The 24,439-nt window shown below is 72.7% G+C and carries 22 protein-coding genes; 14 read left to right on the forward strand and 8 right to left on the reverse strand.

The annotated features are described in order from the left end of the window. The first annotated feature begins 40 nt into the window (after positions 1–40). The 3 genes from ACSNOA_RS27310 (at position 41) to ACSNOA_RS27320 (ending at position 3,542) form a co-directional block, all read left to right on the forward strand. A complete protein-coding gene (locus tag ACSNOA_RS27310) occupies positions 41–481 on the forward strand; it encodes a winged helix-turn-helix transcriptional regulator (RefSeq protein WP_436662655.1) in 441 nt (146 codons plus the stop codon). Positions 482–742: 261 nt separating this feature from the next. Then, positions 743–1,303 carry a TetR/AcrR family transcriptional regulator gene (locus ACSNOA_RS27315; protein ID WP_436662656.1) on the forward strand — a complete coding sequence of 187 codons (561 nt, stop codon included), beginning with the start codon at positions 743–745 and terminating at the stop codon, positions 1,301–1,303. A 16-nt stretch (positions 1,304–1,319) separates the two neighbouring features. Then, positions 1,320–3,542, forward strand: coding sequence for an MMPL family transporter (locus ACSNOA_RS27320; protein WP_436662657.1), 2,223 nt, complete (start codon positions 1,320–1,322; stop codon positions 3,540–3,542). Between the two features lie 10 nt (positions 3,543–3,552). Here ACSNOA_RS27320 and ACSNOA_RS27325 read toward each other — a convergent pair whose 3' ends face one another. Next, positions 3,553–4,809 (reverse strand): erythromycin esterase family protein, encoded by a 1,257-nt coding sequence (locus ACSNOA_RS27325; RefSeq protein WP_436662658.1) that lies wholly within the window; start codon positions 4,807–4,809, stop codon positions 3,553–3,555. Positions 4,810–5,003: 194 nt separating this feature from the next. On the opposite strand from ACSNOA_RS27325, the gene ACSNOA_RS27330 reads away from it, so the two are divergent. After that, positions 5,004–5,195, forward strand: coding sequence for a DUF2795 domain-containing protein (locus ACSNOA_RS27330; RefSeq protein ID WP_436662659.1), 192 nt, complete (start codon positions 5,004–5,006; stop codon positions 5,193–5,195). A gap of 47 nt (positions 5,196–5,242) precedes the next feature. On the opposite strand, the gene erm is transcribed toward ACSNOA_RS27330, so the two are convergent. Both erm and ACSNOA_RS27340 read right to left on the reverse strand, forming a co-directional pair. Beyond that, on the reverse strand, positions 5,243–6,040 hold the full coding sequence (gene erm, locus ACSNOA_RS27335; protein WP_436662660.1) for an ErmE/ErmH/ErmO/ErmR family 23S rRNA (adenine(2058)-N(6))-methyltransferase: 798 nt from the start codon (positions 6,038–6,040) through the stop codon (positions 5,243–5,245). 431 nt (positions 6,041–6,471) lie between these two features. After that, entirely contained in the window at positions 6,472–7,377 is a 906-nt protein-coding gene (locus tag ACSNOA_RS27340; protein ID WP_436663396.1) for a Gfo/Idh/MocA family protein, read from the reverse strand. Positions 7,378–7,547: 170 nt separating this feature from the next. Here ACSNOA_RS27340 and ACSNOA_RS27345 point away from each other — a divergent pair, with 170 nt between their 5' ends. Both ACSNOA_RS27345 and ACSNOA_RS27350 read left to right on the forward strand, forming a co-directional pair. Then, positions 7,548–7,943, forward strand: a complete 396-nt coding sequence (locus ACSNOA_RS27345) for a hypothetical protein (protein WP_436662661.1) — start codon at positions 7,548–7,550, stop codon at positions 7,941–7,943. After that, positions 7,936–8,352 (forward strand): hypothetical protein, encoded by a 417-nt coding sequence (locus ACSNOA_RS27350; RefSeq protein ID WP_436662662.1) that lies wholly within the window; start codon positions 7,936–7,938, stop codon positions 8,350–8,352. The genes ACSNOA_RS27345 and ACSNOA_RS27350 overlap by 8 nt, the downstream gene beginning before the upstream one ends. 61 nt (positions 8,353–8,413) lie before the next feature. Here ACSNOA_RS27350 and fabG read toward each other — a convergent pair whose 3' ends face one another. Further along, positions 8,414–9,172 (reverse strand): 3-oxoacyl-ACP reductase FabG, encoded by a 759-nt coding sequence (gene fabG, locus ACSNOA_RS27355; RefSeq protein ID WP_436662663.1) that lies wholly within the window; start codon positions 9,170–9,172, stop codon positions 8,414–8,416. A 129-nt stretch (positions 9,173–9,301) separates the two neighbouring features. Further along, entirely contained in the window at positions 9,302–11,668 is a 2,367-nt protein-coding gene (locus tag ACSNOA_RS27360) for a BTAD domain-containing putative transcriptional regulator (protein ID WP_436662664.1), read from the reverse strand. A gap of 30 nt (positions 11,669–11,698) precedes the next feature. Here ACSNOA_RS27360 and ACSNOA_RS27365 point away from each other — a divergent pair, with 30 nt between their 5' ends. The 6 genes from ACSNOA_RS27365 to ACSNOA_RS27390 all read left to right on the forward strand — a co-directional run bounded on the left by ACSNOA_RS27365 (position 11,699) and on the right by ACSNOA_RS27390 (position 18,232). After that, positions 11,699–12,145, forward strand: a complete 447-nt coding sequence (locus ACSNOA_RS27365; RefSeq protein ID WP_436662665.1) for a VOC family protein — start codon at positions 11,699–11,701, stop codon at positions 12,143–12,145. A gap of 32 nt (positions 12,146–12,177) precedes the next feature. Then, a complete protein-coding gene (locus ACSNOA_RS27370; protein ID WP_436662666.1) occupies positions 12,178–12,345 on the forward strand; it encodes a hypothetical protein in 168 nt (55 codons plus the stop codon). Between the two features lie 77 nt (positions 12,346–12,422). Continuing rightward, positions 12,423–12,947 (forward strand): cupin domain-containing protein, encoded by a 525-nt coding sequence (locus tag ACSNOA_RS27375; protein ID WP_436662667.1) that lies wholly within the window; start codon positions 12,423–12,425, stop codon positions 12,945–12,947. A gap of 62 nt (positions 12,948–13,009) precedes the next feature. Then, a complete protein-coding gene (locus tag ACSNOA_RS27380) occupies positions 13,010–13,825 on the forward strand; it encodes a hemerythrin domain-containing protein (RefSeq protein ID WP_436662668.1) in 816 nt (271 codons plus the stop codon). Positions 13,826–13,877: 52 nt separating this feature from the next. Next, positions 13,878–14,261, forward strand: coding sequence for an SDR family oxidoreductase (locus ACSNOA_RS27385; protein ID WP_436662669.1), 384 nt, complete (start codon positions 13,878–13,880; stop codon positions 14,259–14,261). Between the two features lie 218 nt (positions 14,262–14,479). Then, positions 14,480–18,232, forward strand: a complete 3,753-nt coding sequence (locus ACSNOA_RS27390) for a S8 family serine peptidase (RefSeq protein ID WP_436662670.1) — start codon at positions 14,480–14,482, stop codon at positions 18,230–18,232. A gap of 57 nt (positions 18,233–18,289) precedes the next feature. Here ACSNOA_RS27390 and ACSNOA_RS27395 read toward each other — a convergent pair whose 3' ends face one another. Further along, positions 18,290–19,942 carry an alpha-amylase family protein gene (locus tag ACSNOA_RS27395; protein WP_436662671.1) on the reverse strand — a complete coding sequence of 551 codons (1,653 nt, stop codon included), beginning with the start codon at positions 19,940–19,942 and terminating at the stop codon, positions 18,290–18,292. 69 nt (positions 19,943–20,011) lie between these two features. On the opposite strand from ACSNOA_RS27395, the gene ACSNOA_RS27400 reads away from it, so the two are divergent. Both ACSNOA_RS27400 and ACSNOA_RS27405 read left to right on the forward strand, forming a co-directional pair. Continuing rightward, complete coding sequence (locus tag ACSNOA_RS27400) at positions 20,012–20,620, forward strand: DUF1349 domain-containing protein (RefSeq protein ID WP_436662672.1); 609 nt, start codon at positions 20,012–20,014, stop codon at positions 20,618–20,620. 77 nt (positions 20,621–20,697) lie between these two features. Next, positions 20,698–21,369, forward strand: coding sequence for a DedA family protein (locus ACSNOA_RS27405; RefSeq protein WP_436662673.1), 672 nt, complete (start codon positions 20,698–20,700; stop codon positions 21,367–21,369). A 121-nt stretch (positions 21,370–21,490) separates the two neighbouring features. Here the strand turns inward: ACSNOA_RS27405 and ACSNOA_RS27410 are convergent, their stop codons facing one another. Continuing rightward, complete coding sequence (locus ACSNOA_RS27410; protein ID WP_436662674.1) at positions 21,491–22,852, reverse strand: chitinase; 1,362 nt, start codon at positions 22,850–22,852, stop codon at positions 21,491–21,493. A gap of 161 nt (positions 22,853–23,013) precedes the next feature. Continuing rightward, a complete protein-coding gene (locus ACSNOA_RS27415; protein ID WP_436662675.1) occupies positions 23,014–24,423 on the reverse strand; it encodes a carbohydrate-binding protein in 1,410 nt (469 codons plus the stop codon). Between the last annotated feature and the right edge of the window lie 16 nt (positions 24,424–24,439).

Below are 24,439 nucleotides of genomic sequence, written 5' to 3' on the forward strand. Positions count from 1 at the left end.
CCATCGTCTGTGACCATGAGGCCGTGCGGAAGGAGGCACTGTGATGTCCCAGAGGAACACGGATGTGTCCGCGCAGCTCAACGCTCTGACGGCCTGCGCGGCCGAGGCTGTGGCGCCGTTCACACCGGGGCAGGCGAAGGCCTGCACCGTCCGGGAGGTGCTCGACCGGGTGGGCGGCAAGTGGAGCATCGGCATCCTCGTGGCCGCCTCCCAGGGCCCCGTGCGCTTCACCGAGTTGGAGCGGCAGATCGAGGGGATCAGCCGCCGGATGCTCACGCTGACGCTGCGCCACCTGGAACGGGACGGCCTGCTCGTCCGCAAGGTCCACCCGACCGTGCCGCCCAAGGTCGAGTACACGGCAACCCCCATCGCGCTGGAGCTCTACGAGTCCCTGGTCGCCCTCACGAGCTGGGCCGAGCGGCACCGCGGCACCATCGCCGCAGCCCGCGCGACGTACGACCGAGAGCACGGCCCAGCCTGACGCGGCCCGCGCCCTCGCCCGCCCCACCCGGCGATCATGCACTTGTGGTGGGTGACACAAGGCATGAATACGAACATTTAGCCCACCACAACTGCATGATCGGCGAGGTCGGGGCGAGGCTCGGGCGCGGTCGACGGTCAGGAGGCTGGCGCGCACCCGTAAACCTTCGCGCCTCTGTGCGGAAGGCCACGCTTTTCGTCTGACCGATCGGTCAGGGTCTGACCGATCGGTCAGGCATGCTGGTCAGCGGAGGTGAGCGGCATGCGACGGGCGGAACCCGAGACCCGCGGCGAGATCCTGACGGCCGCGGCACGGCGGTTCGCGGCGACCGGCTACCGGGGAACGTCGTTGCAGGACATCGCCACCGAGGTGGGCTGCTCGAAGGCCACGGTGCTCTACCACTTCGCGAACAAGGAGGCCCTGCTCACCGAGCTGATGGCCCCGGCCATCGCGGTGCTCCAGGCGCTCGACGCGCGGCTCACCGGGCTGACCGGCGGCGCGGCGCAGCGGGCCGCCGCCGAGGGGTTCGTCGACCTCGCGGTCCGGTTCCGGCGGGAGATCGCCCTGCTCCGCAGCGAGTTCCCCGAGCTGCTGCGCCAGCCCGCGTTCGCGCACGTCCAGCGGATCTCCGAACGGCTGCTCGACGCCCTGGCCGGTAACAGCGACCGGCCCGCCGCCCGGATCGCGGCGCTGGTGCTGCTCGCCGGCATCTCCGAGGGGTGCGCCGAGTTCGTCGACGTGCCCGACGAGGAACTCCGGCCCGCCCTGCTCGCCCTCACCCGGCGGGCCCTCGAACCCGTCCCCGACCCCAACCACGACTGAGGACAAAGGAACCCTGATGGCGACCCTGCTCTACCGGCTCGGCCGGGGCTCGTTGCGCCGGCGGCGACTCGTCGCCGCGATCTGGCTCGTCGTACTCGTCGGTCTCGGTCTGGCCGCCGTGTTCCTGCGCGGCCCGACGGCCAGCAACTTCACGATGCCCGGCACGGAGTCCCAGCGGGCACTCGACCTGCTCGCCCAGCAGTTCCCGGCGGCCAGCGGCGCGACCGGGACGATCGCGGTCAAGGCCCCGGCGGACGGCCAACTGGCCAGCCCCCAGGGCCAGGCCGTGGTCAAGGAGATCGTCCAGGAGGCCGGCCAGGTGCCCGGCGTGATCGGCGCGGTGGACCCGTTCACGGCGCGCGCCGTCTCACCCGACGGCCGGTACGCGCTGATCCAGGTCCAGTTCGCCACCGGCGGCGACGAGGTGGACGACGAGCAGCGCGCGGCGTACGAGCGGGTGGGCGAGGCGGCCGAGGCGCAGGGCTGGCAGGTGGCCCCCGGCGGCGAGGTGCTCAACGCCGAGCCCGAGGTCGGCTCGACCGAGGCGATCGGCGTGGTGGTGGCGGCGGTCGTCCTCGTCGTCACGTTCGGCTCGCTGGTCGCGGCCGGGATGACCATGCTCAACGCCCTGATCGGCGTGGCCGTGGGCATGGCCGGACTCTACGCCCTCAGCAGCACCGTGGAACTCACCAGCACCGCGCCGATCCTCGCGCTGATGCTCGGTCTCGCGGTCGGCATCGACTACTCGCTGTTCATCACCTCCCGGTACCGGCAGAACCTGCTCGAGGGGCTGCCCCCGGACGAGGCGGTCGGCCGCGCGGTGGGCACCGCCGGCTCCGCCGTCCTCTTCGCGGGTGCCACCGTGGTCATCGCGCTCGCCGGCCTGGCCGTGGTCGACATCCCGTTCCTGACGGTGATGGGTCTGGCCGCCGCGGGCACGGTCACCGTCGCGGTGCTGGTCGCCCTCACCCTCCAGCCGGCGCTGCTCGGCTTCGCCGGCCGCCGGGCGCTTCCCCGCAAGCTGCGCTCGGCCGTTCCGGCAGTCGACGGCGCGGCGCCCGCCGGCCTCGACGGGGAGATCCACCCCGCCGAGAACCGCTCCGGGTTCGGCTTCCGCTGGGCGCGGCTCGTCACCCGGTTCCGGGTGCCGGTCATCCTGGTCGGCCTGCTCGGCCTGGGCCTGCTCGCGCTCCCCACGCCGGGCATGCGGCTGGCCCTGCCGGACGCCGGCACGGCGCCCGTGGGTTCGCCGGCCCGCGTGTCGAACGACCTCATCACCGAGGGCTTCGGGCCCGGTTTCACGGGCCGGCTGGCCGTGGTCGTGGCCGGGGACAGCCCGCAGGCGACGGCCTCCGCCGTACCCCAGGTGACCGCCCTCGTGCAGCGCACCGACAACGTGCTCGCGGTGGCGCCGCCGCAGCTGAGCCCGGACGGGCGTACGGCCCTGCTGGGCGTGCTCCCGAAGACCGGGCCCACCGACGCCGCCACCGAGACCCTCGTGCACGACATCCGCGGTCAGGTCGGCGGGATCCGCGACGCCGACGTCCTGCTGACCGGGGCCACGGCCATCGGCATCGACGTCTCGGAGAAGCTCGCCGACGCGCTCCCGATCTACCTGTTCCTCGTGGTGGGGCTCTCGGTACTGCTGCTCATGCTGGTGTTCCGCTCGCTGCTGGTGCCCGTCAAGGCGGCGCTGGGCTTCCTGCTCACCGTCGCGGCCACGTTCGGCATCACGGTCGCGGTCTTCCAGCAGGGCCACCTCGCCGACCTGGTGGGCCTGGAGACCCCCGGCCCGCTCATCAGCTTCCTGCCGATCCTGCTCATCGGAATCCTGTTCGGCCTGGCCATGGACTACGAGGTCTTCCTGGTCTCGCGCATGCGCGAGGACTTCGTACACGGCGACACGGCCCGGCAGGCGACGATCAGCGGCATGGGGCACGGCGCCCGGGTGGTCACGGCGGCCGCGCTGATCATGATCTCGGTCTTCGGCGGCTTCGTCTTCTTCCTCGACGACCCCGTGATCAAGTCGATCGGCTTCGCGCTGGCCGTGGGCGTGGCCATCGACGCCTTCGTGGTCCGGATGACCATCGTTCCGGCCGTGATGTCCCTGCTCGGGGACCGCGCCTGGTGGCTGCCGAGGTGGCTGGCCCGGATCCTGCCGAACGTCGACGTCGAGGGCGAAGGGCTGCACGCCCACCTCGCCGAGCGCAGCCCCACCCCGGTCGGCCCGCGCGGCTGACCCCCGGCGGTCACACCCCGGCGGGATAGGTCTCCATCTCGCCGGGGGTGCTCGTCGCGGGCAGCGGGTGCAGGGCCGTCGTCTCGTCGCACCAGATGAACGCGTCGTACCGCTCGGCCAGCCGGGTCGGCACGTAGTTGCCCCACGACTCGAAGCTCGGGTCGTAGACCACCCCGATGGCCCGGTGGTCGACGGTGTCGGTGGCCCACCCGGGCTGGTCGTCACCGCCGAAGACCAGCACCGCCCGGTCCGGCATCAGCTCGTGCAGCCGCCGCTCGATCGAGCCGGGCCGGGCCGGCGGCACCACCATTGCCTCGGCCGGCGAGCCCCAGCGCGGCGCCGCGATCACGGTGCCCTGGTAGGAGCCGAATCCGACGAGCGCGACCGCCTCGGTGCCGTAGCGCTCGCGGGCCAGCTGACCGATGTTGATCATGCCGTCGGTGGTCATGTCGGTGGCCCGGGCGTCGCCCACGTGGGTGTTGTGCGCCCAGACCACGCCCCGCGCCTCCGGGCCGTACCGGTCGAGCAACCGGTCGAGCGTGTCCTGCATGTGGGTGTCCCGGATGTTCCACGACTCCGGGCCACCCGCGACCATGGCTCGGTAGTACCGCTCGGCGCCGGCCACCACCTCGGCGTTCTGCCACGCCGAGAAGCTGTCCGCGCCGTCGGCGAGCGCGTGCTCCCGCGTCCGGGCCAGCAGCCGGACGACCTCCTCCTCGCAGCGGGCGGAGACGAATCGGCTCGCGATGCCGTACTCCTCCTCGCGCTTGCCGTACGGCTCGAAGCAGCGGTACGCGTCCTGGGCGGCCTCCAGGGACCGCGGATCCTCCTCGCCCAGGTAGTCGAAGATCGCCTGCATCGACTCCCAGAGGCTGTAGACGTCCAGCCCGTGGAAGCCGGCCCGCTCCCCCGCGGGGCGCTCCGCGTTCCAGGCCCGCAGCCAGCGGCCGAAGCGGGCCACCTCGGCGTTGGCCCACATCCAGGTCGGCCAGCGCTCGAAGCGTTCCAGCGCGGCCAGCGGCTCCGCGGCCCCGCCCGGCGCCGCGGTCACCGAGCGGTTCACCCGGTCGCAGTCCGGCCAGTCCCCCTCGACGGCGACGAACGAGAAGCCGCACTCGGCGATGAGACGCCGGGTGAGCTGCTCCCGGAGGCGGTAGTAGTCGTAGGTCCCGTGGGTGGCCTCGCCGATCATCACCACCCGGGCGTCCCGGACGCGCTCCAGCAGGGGATCGAAGTCGCTCGGCGCGCCGAGCCGCTGAACCAGCATGCCAGCGGCTACCCGGCGGGTCGGCGGGCAAACCGTCGGCGCGCCGGGCCGCGACACGCCGGTCGGCGGGCCGGTGTGCCGGCGGGTCGGCGGCCGATGTCCGCGGTCGGCGGCCGGTGTGCCGGCGGTCGGCGGCCGGTGTGCCGGCGGTCGGCGGCCGGTGTGCCGGCGGGCAGAGCGGGTAGCCGCCGGGCATGACCGTCACCGGGGTGCAGTGGCAGGAGTTCCTGGCCGGGCTCGACTACCCGGTCTCGCGCGAGGACCTGGTCCGCTGGGGGCAGGAGAACGGCGCCAGCACGCAGATGTTGCAGATGTTGCGGACGTTGCCGGCGGAGCAGTTCGACTCGCCCGCCGAGCTGCACGAGGCGCTCGGCACGCTGGCCTGACCGCCGCCGGGCCGGCGCGACACCGGTCGCACCGGCCCGGGACCGCGTCAGCCGGCGTGCAGCAGGCGGAACAGGACCAGCCACTGCTCCGGCCAGACGTGCCCTACCGGCGTGGCCGGGTCCAGCCGCGTCGCCCGGAGCGCCGCGGCCAGCCGGGCCGGCGGGTGACGCCGCCGCAGCGAGGCCGCGAGCGAGCCGCCGGCGCCGCCGAAGCCCAGCTCCACCATCCGGCGGTACGCGGGCAGCGCCCCCGGGGCCAGCAACGGCTCCGACCGGCGGTCGATCCGCAGGATGCCCGCGTCCACGCGCGGCACCGGGCGGAACGCCGTCCGGGGCACCCGTCCGGCGAGCCGCCAGGAGAACTCCGGCCAGGTGAGCACGGTGAGCCGCGACCAGCGCCCGTAGTCGCCACTGCGGCGGCGGGCGTACTCCAGTTGCGTGAGCAGCGTGGCCGCGCGCAGCCGCGGGGCGGCCAGGCACCACCGGACCACCGCCGAGGTCAGCGACCAGGGGATGTTGCCGACCACCGCGAACGGTTCCGCGGGTGGTTCGGCGGTGAGGAAGTCGGCCTGCCGGTGCCGGACGTTGGGCAGCCCGGCGCAGACCGCGGCCAGCTCGGCGGCGGCCACCGGGTCGACCTCGTACGCCACGAGCCGCCCGCAGCGGGCGGCGAGCGGCCGGGTGAGCTGGCCGCGGCCGGCGCCGACCTCCAGCACGAGATCGTCCGGGTCGGGGTGGGCCGCCCGGACCACGCGGGTGAGGGCGGCCGGGTCGGCGAGGAAGTTCTGGGAGAGTACGCGACGGGACCGGTCGCGTTCGGTTGCTCGGGTACGGCGGGGCGCCACGTGTCGTCGTCCTGTCTGTCGCCTCGTGGCGACGGGGCGGACAGGCAGCCCGGAGCGGGGCCTGTCCGAGTGGATCGGGACTCGGACGGCCCTGGAGGATGGCGCGGTCGCGCCTGCGGTCAGTCGCGGGTCGCGTCCCGGCCGGCCAGGGCCGGACGCCGGACTCGCGGGCGGGACGCCAACTGGGGGCCCCGGGCGGCCGGCGTGCCGACCACCTGGATCAGGGCGTGCGTGAACATGCCGGCACGCTAACGAACCGGCCCCGCCGGCACCACCGGTTTACGACACGGACCCCGCCACCGAGCTCCTCCCCGCCCCCACCACCCGGGTTGATCATGAAGTTATTGCGCCGACACGCCGACGCCGAGGGCAATAACTTCATGATCAACGCCCGGGAAGGGCTCAGGGCGCGCCCGGGGCGCGCCCGGGGGTCACGCGGGGATCGTGATGGTGCGGGACTCGGCGCGGGCGGTCTCGGCGGCGGCCAGCACGGCCACCACCTCGCGGCCGAAGCGCACGTCGCAGCGGTGGTCGCGGGTGCCCGCCTCGATCTCCTCGAGCAGCTGGTCGATCGCCACGGTGAAGGCGGTCGCCGGCCCGGTCTGCCCGGGCGGGACCGTCTCGATGCCGTTCTCGCCGTAGAACGCCAGCTCGCGGGTCATCGCCTCGGTCGGTGCGTCCAGGGTCAGCGAGATGCTGCTGGTGGCACCCCCGTCGTGGGTGAGCAGCAGGTGCACGAAACCCCGTGGCCCGTCCACCGCGGCCACCGTCTCCACCCGACCCATCACCGGCAGGATGATCGAGAGGGCGTGCGGGCCGACGTCCCAGAGCGCGCCGTGCTCCTTGCGCCACTGCGACCCGCCGTACGGGCTGCCCGGCTGGTAGATCGACGAGAACATGATCGCCTTGGCGTGCTGCCAGCCGCCGGCCGCCGCGGTGGCCGCGAGGAAGGCCGTGACGTTCGGCTGGAACCGCTGGGTGAAGAAGACCACCGAGGCGACGCCGGCGCCCTGCGCGGCCTCGACCACGCGGTCGGCGTCGGCGAGGCTGAGCGCGAGCGGCTTGTCCAGCAGCAGGTGGCGGCCCGCGGTGGCCGCGCGGACCGCGATGTCCGCCTGGATGTCGGGCGGCAGGGCGACGGCGACCGCGTCGCACGCCTCGATGAGCGCGTCGACGTCGTCGAAGGCGGGCACGCCGTACCGCTCGGCGAGAGCGGCGGCCCGCTCCGGGTTCCGCCCCCACACGCCGGCCAACTCGGCGCGCGGGTGCGCGTCGAGCGCCGCCCCGTGCGTCTCCGTCGCCCAGTGACCGGTGCCGAACAAGCCGAACCGCAGCACGAGGTACTCCCGTCGTCGTCCGCCGCGGCGGCGCCACGGCACGTGATCCACGCTAGTCCCCCGGCTCGCGTCGATGCAGGCGAGGGGCGTCGGGGGCCGGGGCGCAGGGGCGGTTACTACAACGGTTAGTAGGCTGTGCCGGTGACCGAGCCAAGGGCCGGGTGGCCCCGATGACCGCCGCCGCCACGGCGGGTTCGCCGGTGGACGGCGCGCTCGCCACCGCGTCGATCGTGCTGTCGCTCGTACTCGCGCTGTGGGCCCTGGTGGCGGCGGTCCGCAGCCGGCCGCCGGACCGCTGGCAGCTCATCGGCCTGGGCGTGCTCGAGTTGGCGCTGCTCGCGCTGACCGTCGGGGCGCTGGTGGCCCTCGCCGGCGGCGAGCGGCCGGGCGAACCGGGCGCCTTCTTCGGCTACGTGGTGACGCTGGTCTGCCTGCCGCCCCTGGCGGCGGTGCTGGCCCGGATGGAACCCACCCGCTGGGGCTCGGCGATCGTCTGCGTGGTGTGCCTGGTCACCCCCGTCGTGGTGGTCCGGCTCCAGCAGACCTGGGAGGTGCTCGGTGGTTGAGACGGCGACGCCACGGCGCACGACCAACCGGGGGCCGGGCCGGCTGCTCATCGCCGTCTACATCCTCTTCGCGATCGCGGCCACCTCGCGGGCGGCTCTCCAGATCGTCACGAAGTTCGACGAGGCGCCGGTGGCCTACGCGCTGTCCGCGGTGGCCGCGCTGATCTACATCGTGGCGGCGATCGGGCTGGCCCGGGCCGGTCACACCGGGCGCCGGCTCGCCCTGGCCTGCTGCTCGATCGAGCTGGTGGGTGTGATCGCGGTGGGCATCCTGAGCCTGGCCGACCGGCAGCTCTTCCCGGACGAGACCGTCTGGTCGCAGTTCGGCAGCGGGTACGGCTACGTCCCGCTGGTCCTCCCGATGCTCGGCCTCTTCTGGCTCTGGCGCACGCGCGACACGGCCCGCTGAACCCACCGGACGGCAACGGCCACCCTCCCGCGGGAAGGGTGGCCGTGCTGCTCCGGCGGAGTCAGTCCTTGGGGCCCCCGGCTACATAGATCACCTGGCCGGACACGAACGACGCGCCCTCGCTGGTCAGGAACGAGATGGTGTGGGCCACGTCCTCCGGCCGGCCCACCCGGCGCACCGGGATCTCGGCGATGGCGTGCTTCTGCATCTCGGCGAAGTCCACCTTCATCCGGGCGGCCGTCGCGGCCGTCATGTCGGTGACGATGAACCCCGGGGCCACCGCGTTCACGGTGATCCCGAACGGGCCCAGCTCGATGGCGAGGGTCTTGGTGAAGCCCTGCAGCCCGGCCTTGGCCGCCGAGTAGTTGGCCTGACCGCGGTTGCCGAGGGCCGAGGTGCTGGAGAGGTTGACGATCCGGCCGTACCTCCGCTCGACCATGTGCTTCTGCGCGGCCTGGCTGAACAGGAAGGCGCCGCGCAGGTGCACGGCCAGCACCGTGTCCCAGTCGGCGTCGCTCATCTTGAACAGCAGGTTGTCGCGGAGCACGCCGGCGTTGTTCACGAGCACGGTCGGGGCGCCCAGCTCGGCGGCGACCCGCTCCACGGCGGCCTCCACCTGGTCCCGCTCGGCGACGTCCGCGCCCACGCCGAGCGCGCGACCGCCGGCGGCCGCGATCGCGTCGACGGTCTCCTTCGTGGCGGACTCCTCGATGTCCACCACGGCGACCGCCATGCCGTCGGCGGCGAGCCGGCGGGCGGTGGCCGCGCCGATACCGCGCGCGGCTCCGGTGACGATGGCGACGCGGGACTGCTCCGACATGATTACCTCCCGGTAACGTGAGCTCGATCGGAGGAGCCTAACCCCCATCCGACGCCGGCCGTCAGGCCCGATCGTGCTCGCCGAGCCGCCGCCGTCGACGCCCGGCAGTGGCGCGGCGTACACCCGTCGTCAGGCGACGTCGGGGTCCGGCTCGTCCACCAGTTCGAGCTTCACCTGCTCGATCAGGTCGGCCAGTTGGCCGGCGGAAGCCTCCGGGATGCTCGCGGCTTGGGCAGCCGTCGCCCACAGCTGTCTGTGCTCCGCCGACAGCCAGCCCTGGGCCGTCTCGGCGGTGTCGAACGTCAGGCCGCCGGGTTCGGCGTACGGCTGGGTGCGTCCGGGATCGGTCGCGAGCACGGCGTTGCGCAGAGTGGCGAGGTAGAACCGGCTCAGTCGCGCGAGCGCGGCCTGGCATTCGGCCTGGCCGTCTTCCAGCAGTGCGCGACTGCGGGCGAATCCGCGCACCGGGCTGAGGTAGTGGTAGCGGTCCTCGGCCCGGGGCTCGAGGAGGTGGACGTCGACGAGCGACTCCAGGACGCTCTCCGCCTCGTCGACCGGTACGTCGAGCGCCGCTGCCGCCGCGGCGAGCGAGAAATCGGGGCCGTCCGGCACGGCCAGGAGACGTAGCGCGCGGGCTTGCTGTGGTGAGAGGTCGCGCAGTGCGGATTCGTAGGGGCTCTCGATGGCCCGGCAGTCCGAGTGCGGCACCTCCAGGTTGCGCCCACGGTTGCTCAGGCGCTTCAGCGCCGTCGCCAGGCTCCAGCCGGGGCGCGACACCAGCCGGGCCCCGACAGCGTGCACCACCTGCGGCAGGCCGGCGGTGAGCCGGACGAGGTCGCGGGCGTGGAGAGGCTCCGACCGGACCCGCTCGACGCCGACCAGGCGCTCCAGCAGCGCGAGCGAGTCGTCCTCCGGCAACGCGTCGAGCGTCAGCCAGTGCGCGCAGGACAGCCCGAACAGGCGCCGCCGGGCGGTGATGATGACCGCGGCGCCACCGGGAAGGGGCAGTAGCGGCCGTACCTGCTCGAGGTCTCGGGCATCGTCGAGCACCAGCAGCAACCGGCGGCCGGCGGTCCGCGAACGCCACAGCCGGGCGGATTCGTGGGGAGAGTCGGGCATCGAGTCGTTCGAGACACCGACACCGCGCAGCAGCATGGGCAGCGGCTCGGCCGGCGAGTTCAGGTCGACGAAGAACTGGCCGTCCGGGAAATTGGCGGCGATCATGTGCCCGACGTGCACGGCGAGGGTGGTCTTGCCGATGCCGGCGAGACCGGTGAGACCGAGTACCGGCACGGTCGCGTCGGACGGACGCAGGGCCTGGGTCATTCGGCGCAGGAGGTCCGTCCGGCCGGTGAACTCGGGTAGATCCGGCGGCAGGGGCGCCAGCCGCTCGACCGGCTCGGCAACGGGCGACCGAGGGACCGGCGCCTCGTCGAGCGGTCGCGGGCCTGCCGGCGCGGCCAGGGAGGGGTCGGACCGCAGGATCCGCCGTTGCATCTCCTGCAGTTCCGGTCCGGGGTCGAGCCCGAACTCGTCGGCGAGCAGCCGCTGCGTCTCCTGGTAGACCCCGAGGGCCTCGGCCTGTCGCCCCGACCGGTACAGCGCCAGCATGAGCAGTTCGCGTGCCCGTTCGCGCAGTGGCTGCTCGATGACCACCGGCGCCAGGCCAGCTGCCGCCTCGACGTGTCGGCCGAGTTCAAGGTCCGCCGCGGCCAGATCTTCGATCGCCGCGAGCCGGATGTGGAGCAGGCGGTTGCGCTCCTGGTCGGCGTACTCACCGCGTACTCCCGACAGCGGGGTGCCCTTCCACAGCGCGAGCGCGTTCCGCAGGTCGGACGCCTCAGCGTCGACGTCCCCGCGGTAGCGCGCTTCGCGGGCGCTGCTGATCAGGTGATGGAAGTCGGCGAGGTCGAGATGCCCCGGCGGGACCTGCAGGGCATAGCCCCCGGCGATCGATCTGATCACCGTGGCTGGTCTGCCGTCGCCCAGCGCGCGACGCAGTCGTGAGATGTAAGAGCGGATCATGCCGGCCGCGGCGCGCGGCGCGGTTTCTCCCCAGACGCCCGATATCAACTGGTCCGGGGTCGCCACGGCGCCGGCTCGCACCAACAGGATCGCGAGGATCGCACGCTGTTGGGGTGTGCCGAGCTCCACCTCGGCGCCACCGCGCCACGCCCGTACCGGCCCGAGCACCTCGAAGCGCAGTTCACCGCTCACCAGCACGTTCCTCCGGAGGCCGACGTCCGCGATCACCAACAGTATCCGGAGGCCGCTGTTTCCAGTCGGCGGGAGCCGAGCAGCCGGCCGAGCGGGGCGAGCAGGCCAGGGAACGGATGGTGGCGGAAGCGGGCCGGTTTCGACGCGCCGTAGGGCATTGGCGGTGGCAGCGCCCGGCAGGTCGTCAACAAAACGAGAACAAGACGTCCACCCCGGCGTGTCAGGGTCGTCGTGACGGGCGGGCCGGGCGGCTGACGGATTCGGTCCGCTGCCCGCCACTCGTACGGAAAGGAATCGGATTCTCTCGTCATGAACATGAAGCTTGAAGTGGTGGTCCTGCCCGTATCCGACGTCGACCGGGCGAAGCATTTCTATGAGACGTTGGGATTCCGGTTGGACATCGACTATGTCGCCCCCGACGAGGACTACCGGGTGGTGCAGTTCACGCCTCCCGGCTCGGAGTGCTCGATCATCATCGGCACCGGGATCACCTCGGCCGCGCCCGGCTCGGTTCAGGGTCTGCACCTCGTCGTCGTCGACATCGGTGCGGCTCGTGCCGACCTCGTCGCCCGCGGGGTGGAGGTGTCGGAGCTGTTCCACGACGCGGGGGGCGTGTTCCATCACGTCGGTCATGAGCAGCGGCTGTCCGGCCCTCACCCGGATCGTCGTGACTACGGTTCCTTCGCCTCGTTCAGCGATCCGGACGGCAACGGCTGGGTCCTGCAGGAGGTCAAGGTGCGGGCTCCGGGGCGATGAGTTCCTGCGGGACGGCAGGGGTCGAATCGTCCATGATCGACGTCCTGCTGGACGCGCTCCGGCGTGCCGCGGCCGCTCACGGGATTCACGAGACGCAGCTCGGCGGGCCCGACCCCGACTGGCCGCAGTGGTATGCGGCGCACATGGCAGGCACGTTGCGTGAGGCCGGATATCGACTCGGCCGCTTTTCGAAGCCGTAGGCCCTGCATTCCCGCCGGGCAACGCGGGAAGAACGGGCATCCCCATTGATCCTCTCGTTGCAAAAAAGGAGATTCCTGTGAGCTTTTCGATTCAGGTTCCGGACCGAAGCGACCCGTGGTACACCAAGCGTGGCGCCGTGCACGTGCCGGCCGGCGAGGGCCTCACCAAATGGATGGTCGGCGACGTCTACACGGTCAAGCTGACCGCGGCGCAGACCAATGGTTCGCTGAGCTTCATCGACGCGTCGGTGCCCGCGGGCGCCGGACCGGTGGCTCACTCCCACGCGGATTCGGACGAGGCGTTCTACGTGATCTCCGGGGAGCTGGAGTTCCTCGACGGCGACCGGACGTTCATCGGCCGGGCGGGAGACCTCGTCTTCATTCCACGGGGGCACCGGCACCGCTTCAAGAACGTCGGGGTGCACCCCGCCCGGATGCTCTTCCTCTTCACCCCCGGGGGTCCGGAGGGCGCCTTCGTCGAGGGCGGGGAGGACCCGCGGCCCGGCGAGCAGCCTGGGCTCTGGGGACCCGAACGGCTCACGCGGATGGTGGAGCTCGCGAACCGCTACGGCTCCGAGATGCTTCCGGACGACGACCTGTAGCGACGCGCCCGCGTCCTCACGGAACGCCGCCCACACGACGCACGACCACTGGAAGAGTGATCATGACTGCAGGCGACGAGCCGCTCGCCGATGTCCGCGACATGTACCTCGTGCACACCCTCCTTCGCCGTGAGTTCACCCTCATGCCGGCGCTCGTCCGCAGCGTGGCGGACGGGGACACGGGACGGTCGGAGGTCATCGGCGCGCACATCGAACTGCTCGACACCGTTCTGCACCACCATCACCGGGGCGAGGACGAGCACATCTGGGTGAGGTTGCTCGAACGGGCGCCCGCGGAGGTCGCCCCGATCGTCCACCTCATGGAGGAGCAGCACAGAGGCATCGAGGGCTTGAACACGAAGCTGAACGAGGCGTTGGCGACCTGGCGCGGCACGGGCGACCCCGAGGCCCGCGCCGCGCTGGCGGAGGTGCTCGATCGCCTTGTGCCTCGGCTGACGGAGCATCTCGCCGTGGAGGAGGCGCAGGCGCTTCCGATCATGGCGAAGCACATCACCGGAGCGGAGTGGGGCCGGATGGTCGCCGAGGGCGGCAGCGCGATCGCCCCGGAGCACCTGCCCCTCCTGTTCGGTATGTCGATGTACGAGGGCGACCCGGACGTCGTGTCGACGGCCATCCTCCACATGCCGCCGGAGGTGCAACCGACCATCGGCGAGTTGGCCGCACAGGCGTTCGCGGCGCATTCCCAGCGCGTGCACGGCACCCCGACTCCGCCGCGGATCGGCGAAGCCTCCGGGGCGGTCCACCGGGCCAGCCCCGGAGGCGCCACGACCGTCGCCGAGCCGAGCGATCAGCGGCGGCGATCGGACCGCAACCTACCCCAGCCCGACGGTGCGCATGGCTGCGTCGTCGGCTCGTGACCCGACTGTTCCGAGGAAGAGCAGGGCCATTCGACTCACCACGCTCAAGCTGGTGGGCTACCTCGCGACCGTCCACGTGGTACGATCCCGACTCGCTCCGCACGCCGCGGTGCTCGTGTTCGGCGGCGGGGCGAGGTACCGGCCGTATCCGGGATCGACCACGGTGTCGACGATCAACGGCGGGGCCGAGGGGATGACCAGGACCCTCGGCGTCGAGTTGGCGCCGGTCCGGGTCAACTCGTTGCACAGCGGAATGGTCGTGGACTCGCCGTTCTGGCAGGACAAGCCGCAGGTGCAGGAAAACGCCCGGCTCCGGACGTTGACCGGTCGGCTGCCCACCTCGGCCGATGTGGTCGACGCCGCCGTCTTCCTGCTCGAGAACCCGGCTGTCAACGGCGTCGACCTGCGCGTCGACGGCGGCTGGCGAGAGCGGTGAGATCCCCGGCGAGAACCGGCAGCGCCGCCGGGCCACGGCGCGCCGCCGTCGCTCCCGCGCCACGCCTATACGAATTGATCATCTCGGCGTAGCGTCTCGTTCCGTCCTCCGACAGACGCCGTCGACCGTCGTCTCTCCACAACGGACGTCGGCCGGAGACGTCGCTGTGTGCCCCCGCCAGCGACCGGAGCACCCGACGAGACAAGGACAGACGTCACGTGAAGTTCTCGCGTACCCGTGGAGCATGGCTGTCCGCCGTGGTGTCCACGGCCCTCGCGGCGACCGCGGGCTCACCGGCCCTGGCCGCCCCCGGCGCGCCGGCCGATCCCGGCGCCACCGCCCCGTCCGCGAACGGACTGCCCACCCCACCGGGCACCCACTCGGTCACCCTGATCACCGGTGACGTCGTCACCACCCGCAGCGGCGCGAACGGCGGGACGGTCGACGTCCGGCGGCCGGACGGCGCCGCGGCCCCGGTCCGGGTGGTGGAGGCCGGCACCGACCTCTACGTGTACCCGCAGTCCGTGCTCTCCTACGTGGCCGCCGGCACGCTCGACAAGCGGCTGTTCAACGTGACCCGGCTGATCGCCGACGGGTACGACGACGCGCACACCGACCACCTGCCGCTCATCGTGTCGTACGCCGATGCGGGAGCCGGGCTGCGCGCCGCCGCGCCGACCGGGGCCACCCGCACCCGCGCGTTGAGCAGCATCTCCGGCGCCGCCCTGAGCGAGGACCGCGAGCACGCGGACGACTTCTGGGGCGCGGTGACCGGCGTCCCCGCCGGTGACAGCGCCGCCCCCGCTGCGCAGGCGAAGGCCACGGGCGGCGCCGCGGGCCGCTTCTCGGGCGGGATCGCCCGGATCTGGCTGGACGGGCGGGTCTACGCGGACCTCGCCGACACCACCGCGCAGATCGGCGCCCCGCAGGTCTGGGCGGAGGGCGACACCGGCGCGGGCGTACGCGTGGCCGTGCTGGACACCGGTATCGACGCCACCCACCCGGACCTGGCCGACCGGATCGCCGAGTCGGCGGTGTTCGTGCCCGGCGAGGAGCTGACCGACCGGGCCGGGCACGGGACCCACGTCGCCTCGACCATCGCCGGCAGCGGCGCCGCCTCGCAGGGGCGGGAGAAGGGCGTCGCACCGGATGCCCGGCTCGCCGTCGGCAAGGTGCTGAGCGACGCCGGATCCGGGCAGGACTCATGGATTCTCGCCGGCATGGAGTGGGCCGCGCGGGACGCGGGCGCGCGCGTCATCAACATGAGCCTGGGCTCGAACCAGCCCAGCGACGGCACCGACCCGGTCAGCCGGTCGGTCGACGCCCTGAGCGCGGAGACCGGTGCCCTGTTCGTCGTGGCCGCCGGCAACAACGGCGCCGCGGGCACCGTGTCCGCGCCGGGCGCGGCCGACGCGGCGCTGACCGTCGGCGCGGTCGACGCCGACGACCAGCTCGCGCCCTTCTCCAGCAGGGGCCCGCGGCTCAGCGACGAGGCCATCAAACCCGAGCTGACCGCCCCCGGAGTTGGAGTGCTCGCCGCCCGGTCCCGGTACGCGCCGGGTGAGGGCGACTACCAGAGCATGGACGGCACCTCGATGGCCACCCCGCACGTGGCCGGGGCTGCCGCCCTGCTCGCCGCGAAGCACCCGGACTGGACCGGGCAGCAACTCAAGGACGCCCTGGTCAGCACGACGAAGGCCACCCCGCAGTTCGACGTGTACGAGGCCGGCACGGGCCGGGTCGACGCCGCCGCCGCAGTGCGCGCCCCCGTCGTGGCCACCGGCACCGTCAGCACCAGCGTGCGGCACGACACGGCCGAGGCGGGCACCAGCACCCGCCCGGTGACGTACACCAACACCACCGGCTCGCCGATCACGCTGGACCTGACCGTGGACGCCGCCACGGCCCCGGCCGGGATGTTCCGCCTCTCCGCGTCGCGGGTGACCGTGCCGGCGCGCGGCACCGCCCAGGTGACCGTCACCACGGACACCTCCCGGGCCACCGCCGGCAGCCGGTACACGGGACAGGTGCTCGCCACCGGGCCGGACCGGGCCGTGCTGGCCCGCACCGCCCTCGGTGTCGGCACGTTCACCCCGTACCACGCGCTCCGGCTGGAGGTCACCGACCGCGCCGGCAAGCCGACGCCGGCCCTCGTGGAGCTGGGCCGGCCGGGCAGCTACGAGCCGGACTTCGTCCAGACCGACCCGGACGGCACGGCGCAGCTGTACCTGCCCGAGGGCGTCTACTCGGCGATGAGTTTCGTGAACGTCGCCGGCAGCCACGGGCCGAACTCCCTGGGCCTGGCCCTGCTCGGCGACCCCGATATCGAGCTGCGCGCGGACACGACGGTCCGCCTGGACGGCACGGCGGCGCGGCGCGTCCAGTCGACGGTGCCGCAGCAGACCGCCGACACGTACGCCCGTCTGGACTACCAGCGTTCCCAGGGCGCGGGCCGCTGGCGCTCGTTTGTCGAGGGCGGCGTGTACTACGACAGCTTCTGGGCCCAGCCGACCAGCCGGGACGTCAGCCACGGCGACTTCCACGTGAGCGCGCGCTGGCGCAAGGAACAGCCGGTGATCAGCGTCGGCACCGGGGCCGTCGACCTCGACGGCGTGGTACGCCAGCAGGGCACCACCCAGCTGCCGAAGGGCCGGTGGACGCTGCCCGCCGTGTACGCCGGCAACGGCGCGGCGAGCGACTACGCCGACCTGGACGCCCGGGGCCGCGTCGTCGTGGTCCGGCACAACGACGACGTCGGCGACGCCGACCAGGCCGCCGCGGCGACCGCGGCCGGGGCGAAGCTGATGCTCGTGGTGAACGACCACCCGTGGCGCGAGGTACGCGACTACTCGATCGCGTGGGCCACCCCGACCCCGATCGAGGTGGCGCTGCTCGGCGCGGACGAGGGCGAGGCGCTGATCCGGCAGATCCGGCGCGGGCCCACGAGCGTGCAGGTGGCCTCGCAGCCGGTCGCCGACTACGTGTACGACCTGGTCCAGGCGTACCACGACCGGATCCCTCGTGACCTGACCCGGACGGAGACGGCGAGGACGCTGGCCCGCGTCGACGTCGGCTTCGCCTTCCCGCCCGGGCAGCCCCGGGGCGGCGAGTTCCGGTTCGACTGGCCGTCGTACTCCGACTGGGGCATCGGCCAGACCAGCAACCGGCCGCTCGCGCCGGTCCGCACCGACTGGGTGTCGACCGGGGATCTGTACGCGTGGGGACAGGAGGCGTACGTCGATTCCGGCACGTACCAGATCGACGAGCGGACGACCTACCGGCCGGGCAGCAGCGCCGTGGAGCGGTTCTTCGAGCCGATCGAGCGGCCGCACCTGAACAACAACTTCAAGCTGCCCCGGCGGTCCGGCGACAGCCTCGACCTGGACGTGCCCGGGTGGGGCGGCGACGACCACGTCGGGATGGCGATGAACGGGGCGACGCAGAGCAACCAGCTCTACCAGGGCGACGCGTTGCTCGCCGAGAGCAGCAGCACGTGGATCAGCGGCACCGCCCCGCGAGCGGGCGACCTGCCGTACCGGCTCGTGGTGCGCACCGCCCAGGATCCCGCCGCCGGCGGGTACTCGGTCCGCACGGAAAGCGAGTGGCGGTTCCGGTCGAAGGCGCCGGCCGCGGGGGTGGAGTCGAGCGTTGTGCCGCTGCTCCAGCTCGACTACGCGGTCGACACCGACGCCTCCGGCACCGCGCGGCGGACGACCGACCTGACCGTGTCCGCGGCGCACCTGCCGGGGGTCACCGGCTGCGGCAGTGTGGGGCAGGTCGGGCTCGACATCTCGTACGACGACGGCGCGCACTGGCAGCGTCAGACGGTGAGCCGCACGGGGGACGGTTCCTGGACGGCGAGACTGCGGGCGCCGAAGGGCGCGGCGTACGTGTCGCTGCGCGCCCGGGCCGCGGACGGCGCGGGCGACTCGGTCAGCCAGACCGTGATCCGCGCGTTCGGCGTCCGCTGAGGCACCGCCGCGTGAGGGTCCGGCCGGCGGGCCCTCACGCGGCACCGGCTTCCCCGCTCAGCGGGGACGGCCGCGACACAGGCGGATCCAGCGGTAGCCGTAACCGGACAACTGGAGGCGGTCCAGCTTGCCGACCTCGGAGTAGCCCCGGTCGGTGAGCACGTCGATCGGCAGGTCGGCCTCCGGCTGGAGCACGCTGAGGTCGACCTCGGCGTCCTCGGTGCCGAGGTTGTGCAGGAAGACCATGGTGCCCGTCGGGCCGTCGGCGCGGTGCGCGAGCACTCCGGGCGGCATCGGCACGTCGATGTGGGTGGTGGAGCCCGAGCCGATCTCGGGGGCCTCGCGCAGCGTACGGATCATGCGCTCGAACCAGGCGAGGAGCGACCTGGGGTCGCGGCGCTGCGCGGTGACGTTGACCTTCTGGTAGCCGAACTCGCCCTTGTCGATGACGGGACGGACCAGCTTCTCCGGCGCGGCCGTGGAGAAGCCCGCGTTCTCCTTGTACGACCACTGCATCGGCGTACGGATCGCCTGCCGGCCGGGCAGCGACAGGTCCTCCCCCATCCCGATCTCCTCGCCGTAGCGCAGCACCGGCGTGCCGCGCAGGGAGAACTGCAAGGCGTACGCCAGCTCGATCCGCCGCCGGTCGTTTCCGAGCATCGAGGCGAGCCGACGGCGGATGCCCCGGTCGTAGAGGCGCATCTCCTCGTCCGGGCCGAACTGCGCGTACACCTGGTTGCGCTGCTCGGCGGTGAGCCGGGACAGGTCGATCTCGTCGTGGTTGCGCAGGAAGGTGGCCCACTGCCCACCGACCGGCAGGGTCGGCGTGTCGCGCAGCGCCTCGATGACCGGCTCCGGGTCCTGGCGGGCCAGCGCGAGCATCAGCCGGCCGTTGAGCATGAAGTCGAAGAGCATGTGCAGCCGGTTGGCCGACCCGCCGCTGTCGCCGAAGTAGACGGGCAGCTGGTCCGGTTCGACGTTCGCCTCGGCCAGCAGGATGGCGTCGCCGCGGCGCCACTGGACGTGCTGGCGCAGCTCGGTGAGGAAGTCCAGGTCCTTCGGCGAGTTCGCGTTGCCCGGCTCGGTCAGCTCGATGATGAACGGCACCGCGTCCATGCGGAATCCGGCGACGCCGAGCTGGAGCCAGAACGACATGATCTTCTTGACCTCGGCGCGGACCTCCGGGTTCGCCATGTTCAGGTCGGGCTGGAACCGGTAGAAGCGGTGGTAGTACCACGCCTTGGCGGTGCGGTCGTAGCTCCAGGTCTCGTTCTGCTCGCCCGGGAAGACCATGCCCTGGTGGCGGTCCGGCGGCTCCGTCTCCGACCACACGTACCAGTCGCGGTACGGGGAGTCCGGCGACGAGCGGGCGGACTGGAACCACGGGTGCTCGTCGGAGGTGTGGTTCACGACGAGGTCGATGATGACGCGGATGCCCCGGTTGCCCGCCTGGTGCAGCAGTTCGGCGAAGTCGCCGAGCGTGCCGAGCCGCGGGCTCACGTTGTAGAAGTCGGTGGCGTCGTAGCCGTCGTCCCGGTTCGGCGTCGGGTGGATCGGGTGCAGCCAGAGGCATGTCACCCCGAGCCGGGCGAGGTAGTCCAACCGCCCGATGAGACCCCGGAAGTCGCCGATCCCGTCGCCGTCGGAGTCGGCGAACGTGTCGACGTCGAGGCAGTAGACGACCGCTTCCTGGTACCACCTGTCACCCATGCCGGGTCATCATTTCCGATCCGTCGCCCGGGCAAACACGTCCGCCTCCGCGGCGGTACGGTGCCGATCATGCGCGACGCACCCCACACCGAGCCGGTCGACTGGGCCACCGGCAGCTGGCTGCACCAACCGGTGCACACCGACCGCACGCCCGAGGGCGACCTCGTGGTGGAGCCGGCCGCCGGCACCGACCTGTGGCGGCACACGAGCTACGGGTTCGTGCACGACGACGCGCCGGCCCTGCTCGCGCCGTTCCCGGTCGGAACGGCCGTCGAGGTGAGCTTCCGCCTGGAGTGGACGGAGCAGTTCGACCAGGCCGGGGTGCTGGTCCGGGTGGACGAGCGCACCTGGACCAAGGCCGGCGTCGAGTTCAGCGACGGCCAGCCGCAGGTCGGCGCGGTCGTGACCCGGGAGTTCTCCGACTGGTCGGTGGCGCCCGTGCCGGAGTGGGCGGGCCGGGAGGTCACCGTCCGCGCCAGCCGGTCGGGTGACGCGCTCACCGTCCGGGCCCGGGTGGCCGGTGAGCCGTGGCGGCTGGTCCGGCTCGCGCCGCTGGCGCCCGACGCCGAGGCCACGGCGGGGCCGTTCTGCTGCTCTCCCACTCGCGGCGGGCTGCGGGTCCGGTTCACCGGCTGGCGGCGGGGCCCGGCCGACGCGGCGCTGCACCCGGAGGACTGACCCGCGCGTCGGCAGGTGTGACGGTCCGGCGACGGGGTACAGGGATCCGATCCCCTCCCGTCGCGGAAAGGATCGCCATGGCACTCGCCCAGGACGTCGACCCGACCCAGCTCGGCGGGCTGACCGGCTGGGTGGCCGGGGTGATCGAGGCGACCGGCCTGCTGGGCGTCGCGCTGCTGGTCGCCCTGGAGAGCGTCGTCCCGCCGATCCCGAGCGAGGTCGTCCTCGCGATGGCCGGCTTCCTGGCCGGCGAGGGGCGGTTCCACGTCGTCGTGGTGGTGCTCGCCGCCACGGCCGGTTCGCTGGTGGGCGCGCTGATCCTCTACTGGCTGGGCGCCGTGGTCGGTGAGGACCGGCTGAAGCGGTGGCTGGACCGGCTTCCGCTGGTCGACCTCGACGACCTGGAACGCGCGGACCGCTGGTTCGAGCGGTACGGCCGGTGGGCGGTGTTCTTCGGCCGGATGATGCCGGTGGTGCGCAGCCTCGTCTCGATTCCCGCCGGGACGAACCGCATGCCGTTGCCCGAGTTCGTGGCGCTCACGACGCTGGGCAGCGGGATCTGGAACGCGCTCTTCGTGGGCGGCGGGTTCGCGCTCGGCTCCCGCTGGCAGCAGGTCGAGCGGTACAGCAACTGGTTCGACTACGGCATCATCGCCGTCTTCGCCGTCATGATCGCGCTCTGGGTGGTCAAGAAGGTCCGCCGCCGGTCGCGGCGGGGCGACCGGCAGTCGGTGACCGCCGGCCGCTGATCCGGTGGCGGTGAGCCGCACGCCGGGCGACGGTCGGGGTGCGCGGGCAGGTGCGCCCGTCGCCCGGCGGGCGGTGCTGGTGCGCCGGCTCCCTCTTCTGGACGGGAGCCGGCGGCTGCGCTCAGGGCAGGGTGTCCAGGTGCGGGCCGACGGTGCGGGCGAAGCCGCCGCCGTTGGTGACGTCCCAGTTGACCGACCAGGTCATGGCGCCCCGGATGCCCGGGTAGGTGCGCGGCGGCCGGAAGCTGCCGCAGTTGGTGCCCCGGGCCAGGCAGTCGAGCGCCGCGTTGACGACGCTGGGTGCCACGATGCCGCCACCGGCCGCGCCAGGGCCGGCGGGCAGACCGAGCCCGACCTGGTCGGGGCGGAGCCCGGCCTCGAGCTGGATGCAGGCGAGCGCCACGATGAAGTTGACCGTGCCCTGGGCGTACGCGGCGTTGCGGTCGCAGCCCAGCATGGCCCCCGAGTTGTAGTACTGGGTGTTGACGACGGTGAGGATGTCCTTGATGTCGAGCGCCAGCTTGAAGTAGCCGCCCGTGGGCGACTGCATGTCGATGGTCTGTGGCGCCATGGCGATGACCAGCCCGGCCCCGGCCTTCGCGCGCAGCGCGCGCAACGCCTGCGCCATGTACGTCGGGTTGAGCCCGTTCTCCAGGTCGATGTCGACGCCGTCGAACCCGTACCGCTGGATGAGCGCGTACACCGAGTCGCTGAACGCCACGGCGGAGGCCGCGTCGTTGACCGACACCCGACCGGCCTCACCGCCGACCGAGACGATCACCTTCTTTCCGCGGCTCTTGAGCGTCCGGACGTCCGCCGTGAAGTCGGCGTCGGTGTAGCCGCCCAGCGCGGCCGAGAGCCCGGGGTCGACGCCGAACGTGACCGCGCCGGGGTTGCCGGTGGCCTCCGCGAAGGCGACGGCGACCAGGTCGTACTCCGCGGGCACGTCCCGCAGCCGCAGCTCGACGGCCGGGTTGTCGAAGTTGTGCCAGTAGCCGGTCAGCAGGTGCTTCGGCAGGCCGCCGGTGGGCGGCGGCGGGTCGGTGGGCGGCGGGTCGGTGGGCGGCGGGTCCGTGGGCGGGGTGCCGCCGCCGCAGGGCGCGCCGTTGAGCTGGCAGTTCGTCGGCGAGCCGGGACCGTTGCCGAGAAAGCCGAAGGACACCGAGGCGCCCGGCGCGATGCTGCCGTTCCAGGACCGGTTGGTGAAGGTGTACCGCTGGCCGGCGGTGGTGAGCAGCGCGTCCCAGTAGCTGCCCACGGTCGTGCCGGCCGGCAGGTCGATGGTGACGGTCCACCCGTCGATGGTCGAGGCGCCGCCGTTGGTGATCGTGTACTTCCCCTCCCAGCCCGACCCCCAGTCGGCGGTCTTCACGAAGCTCGCGGTGGCCCCGGCGGCGAACGCGGGCGGCGCCACCCAGGCCGCGCCGAGACCGGCGGCCACCGCGGTGACCAGGGACAGGACGAGGTATCTGGCACGTTTCATGCGACCCTCCGCACCGGACAGGCATCCATGGACGTCAACGTTGGCGCCTATTATTAGGACTGTTAACTGTTTCTGTCCAGGGGGTGCTCCCGCGGGAGCGGACGGGTTTCGGGTGCCGGGCTTCCCGTCGGCGGCGGGAAGCCCGGCCCGGGTGAGGGGTTTCAGCGCCGGAAGGTGAACCAGTTGACGTTGACGAAGTCGTTCGGTTGGCCGCTGCTGAAGGTCAGGTAGACGGTGTGCCGACCGGTGGTCGCCGCGACGTTGCCGGGCACCGACCGCCAGCTCTGCCAGCCACCCGTGTTGCCGATCGCGAAACTGCCGATCGGCGCGTTCGTCGGGCTGTCGAGCCGCACCTCGACGAGGCCGCTGACCCCGCTTCCGGCGCCGGAGGCGACGCGGGCCACGAAGTCCCGGGCGGGCGTGCCGCCGAACTCGACGTTGTCGAAGCGGACCCAGTCACCGTTGCGCAGCGCGCCGATGTTCTGCCCGCCCTCGCTGCACGCCTCGACGATCACACCGTTCTGCGCGTTGAACGACTCGGCCTGGATCGTGGCGTACGCGTCGCGGGCGCCGCCGGGCGGCGGGTCGGTCGGCGGCGGGGTGGTCCCGCCGCCCCGGCTGTAGACGGCCACGTAGTCGACGAGCATGGGCCGGCCGGGAACGGTGCTGGCGGTCGGCGTGCCGAACCCGGCCACACCGTTCGGGAAGCCGCCGCCCATGGCGACGTTGAGCAGCAGGAAGTAGCCGGCGTGTCCGGTCATCTGGCTCCAGTACGGCTCGCCGACCCGGCTCTGGGTCACCGTGTGGTAGAGCTGCCCGTCGACGTACCAGCGCAGCTGCTGCGGGCTCGCCGCGGCGTCCCACTCGAAGCGGTAGGTGTGGAACGCGGACTGGCAGGTGCTGCCCGGGCACGCGCGGGAGGCGCCGATGCCGTTGGACTCGTTGCACGGCCCGCCGGGCGCCACACCGCAGTGGAGCACCCCCCACACCGAGTTGATGCCGTTCACGTTCTCCATCACGTCGAACTCGCCGATGCTCGGCCAGTTCTGGTAGTTGCCGCGGTACGGCGAGCCGAGCGCCCAGAACGCCGGCCAGTAGCCGAGCGCCTCGGAGCCGGTCACGTTCGGCATCTGGATCCGGCCCTCGATGGCCAGGACGCCGCCCGACGGAGGCTTGAAGTTGCTCCGGACCGTCTCGATCCGGGCCGAGGTCCAGCCGCCGGACGCGTTGCGGAGGGGTGTGATGCGCAGGTTGCCGCCTCCGTCGTGGCTCACGTTGGCGGTGCTGTTCGTGTACGTCTGGACCTCGCCGGTGCCCCAGTTCGGCGGGCCGCCGGGGTAGCTGGTGCCGGTGTCGATGATCCAGTTGGCCGACGACGGCAGGGTGCCGGCCGCCCCGGTGAAGTCGTCGCTCCACACGAGGCTCCACCCGGCCGGTGGCGGTGGCACGGCCGCGTACGCGGTCACGTTGACGCCGGCCAGGGCGGTGACGGTGGCGGCGAGCAGGGCGAACGCCAGCCGCAGCCGGCGTCGTGCGGGCAGGGCGGCGCGAGCCGCCTGGGCAGCTTTCATGGGACGTGCCTCTCTG

This window comes from Micromonospora sp. URMC 103 (genome assembly GCF_051386435.1).
Taxonomy (GTDB): Bacteria; Actinomycetota; Actinomycetes; order Mycobacteriales; family Micromonosporaceae; genus Micromonospora.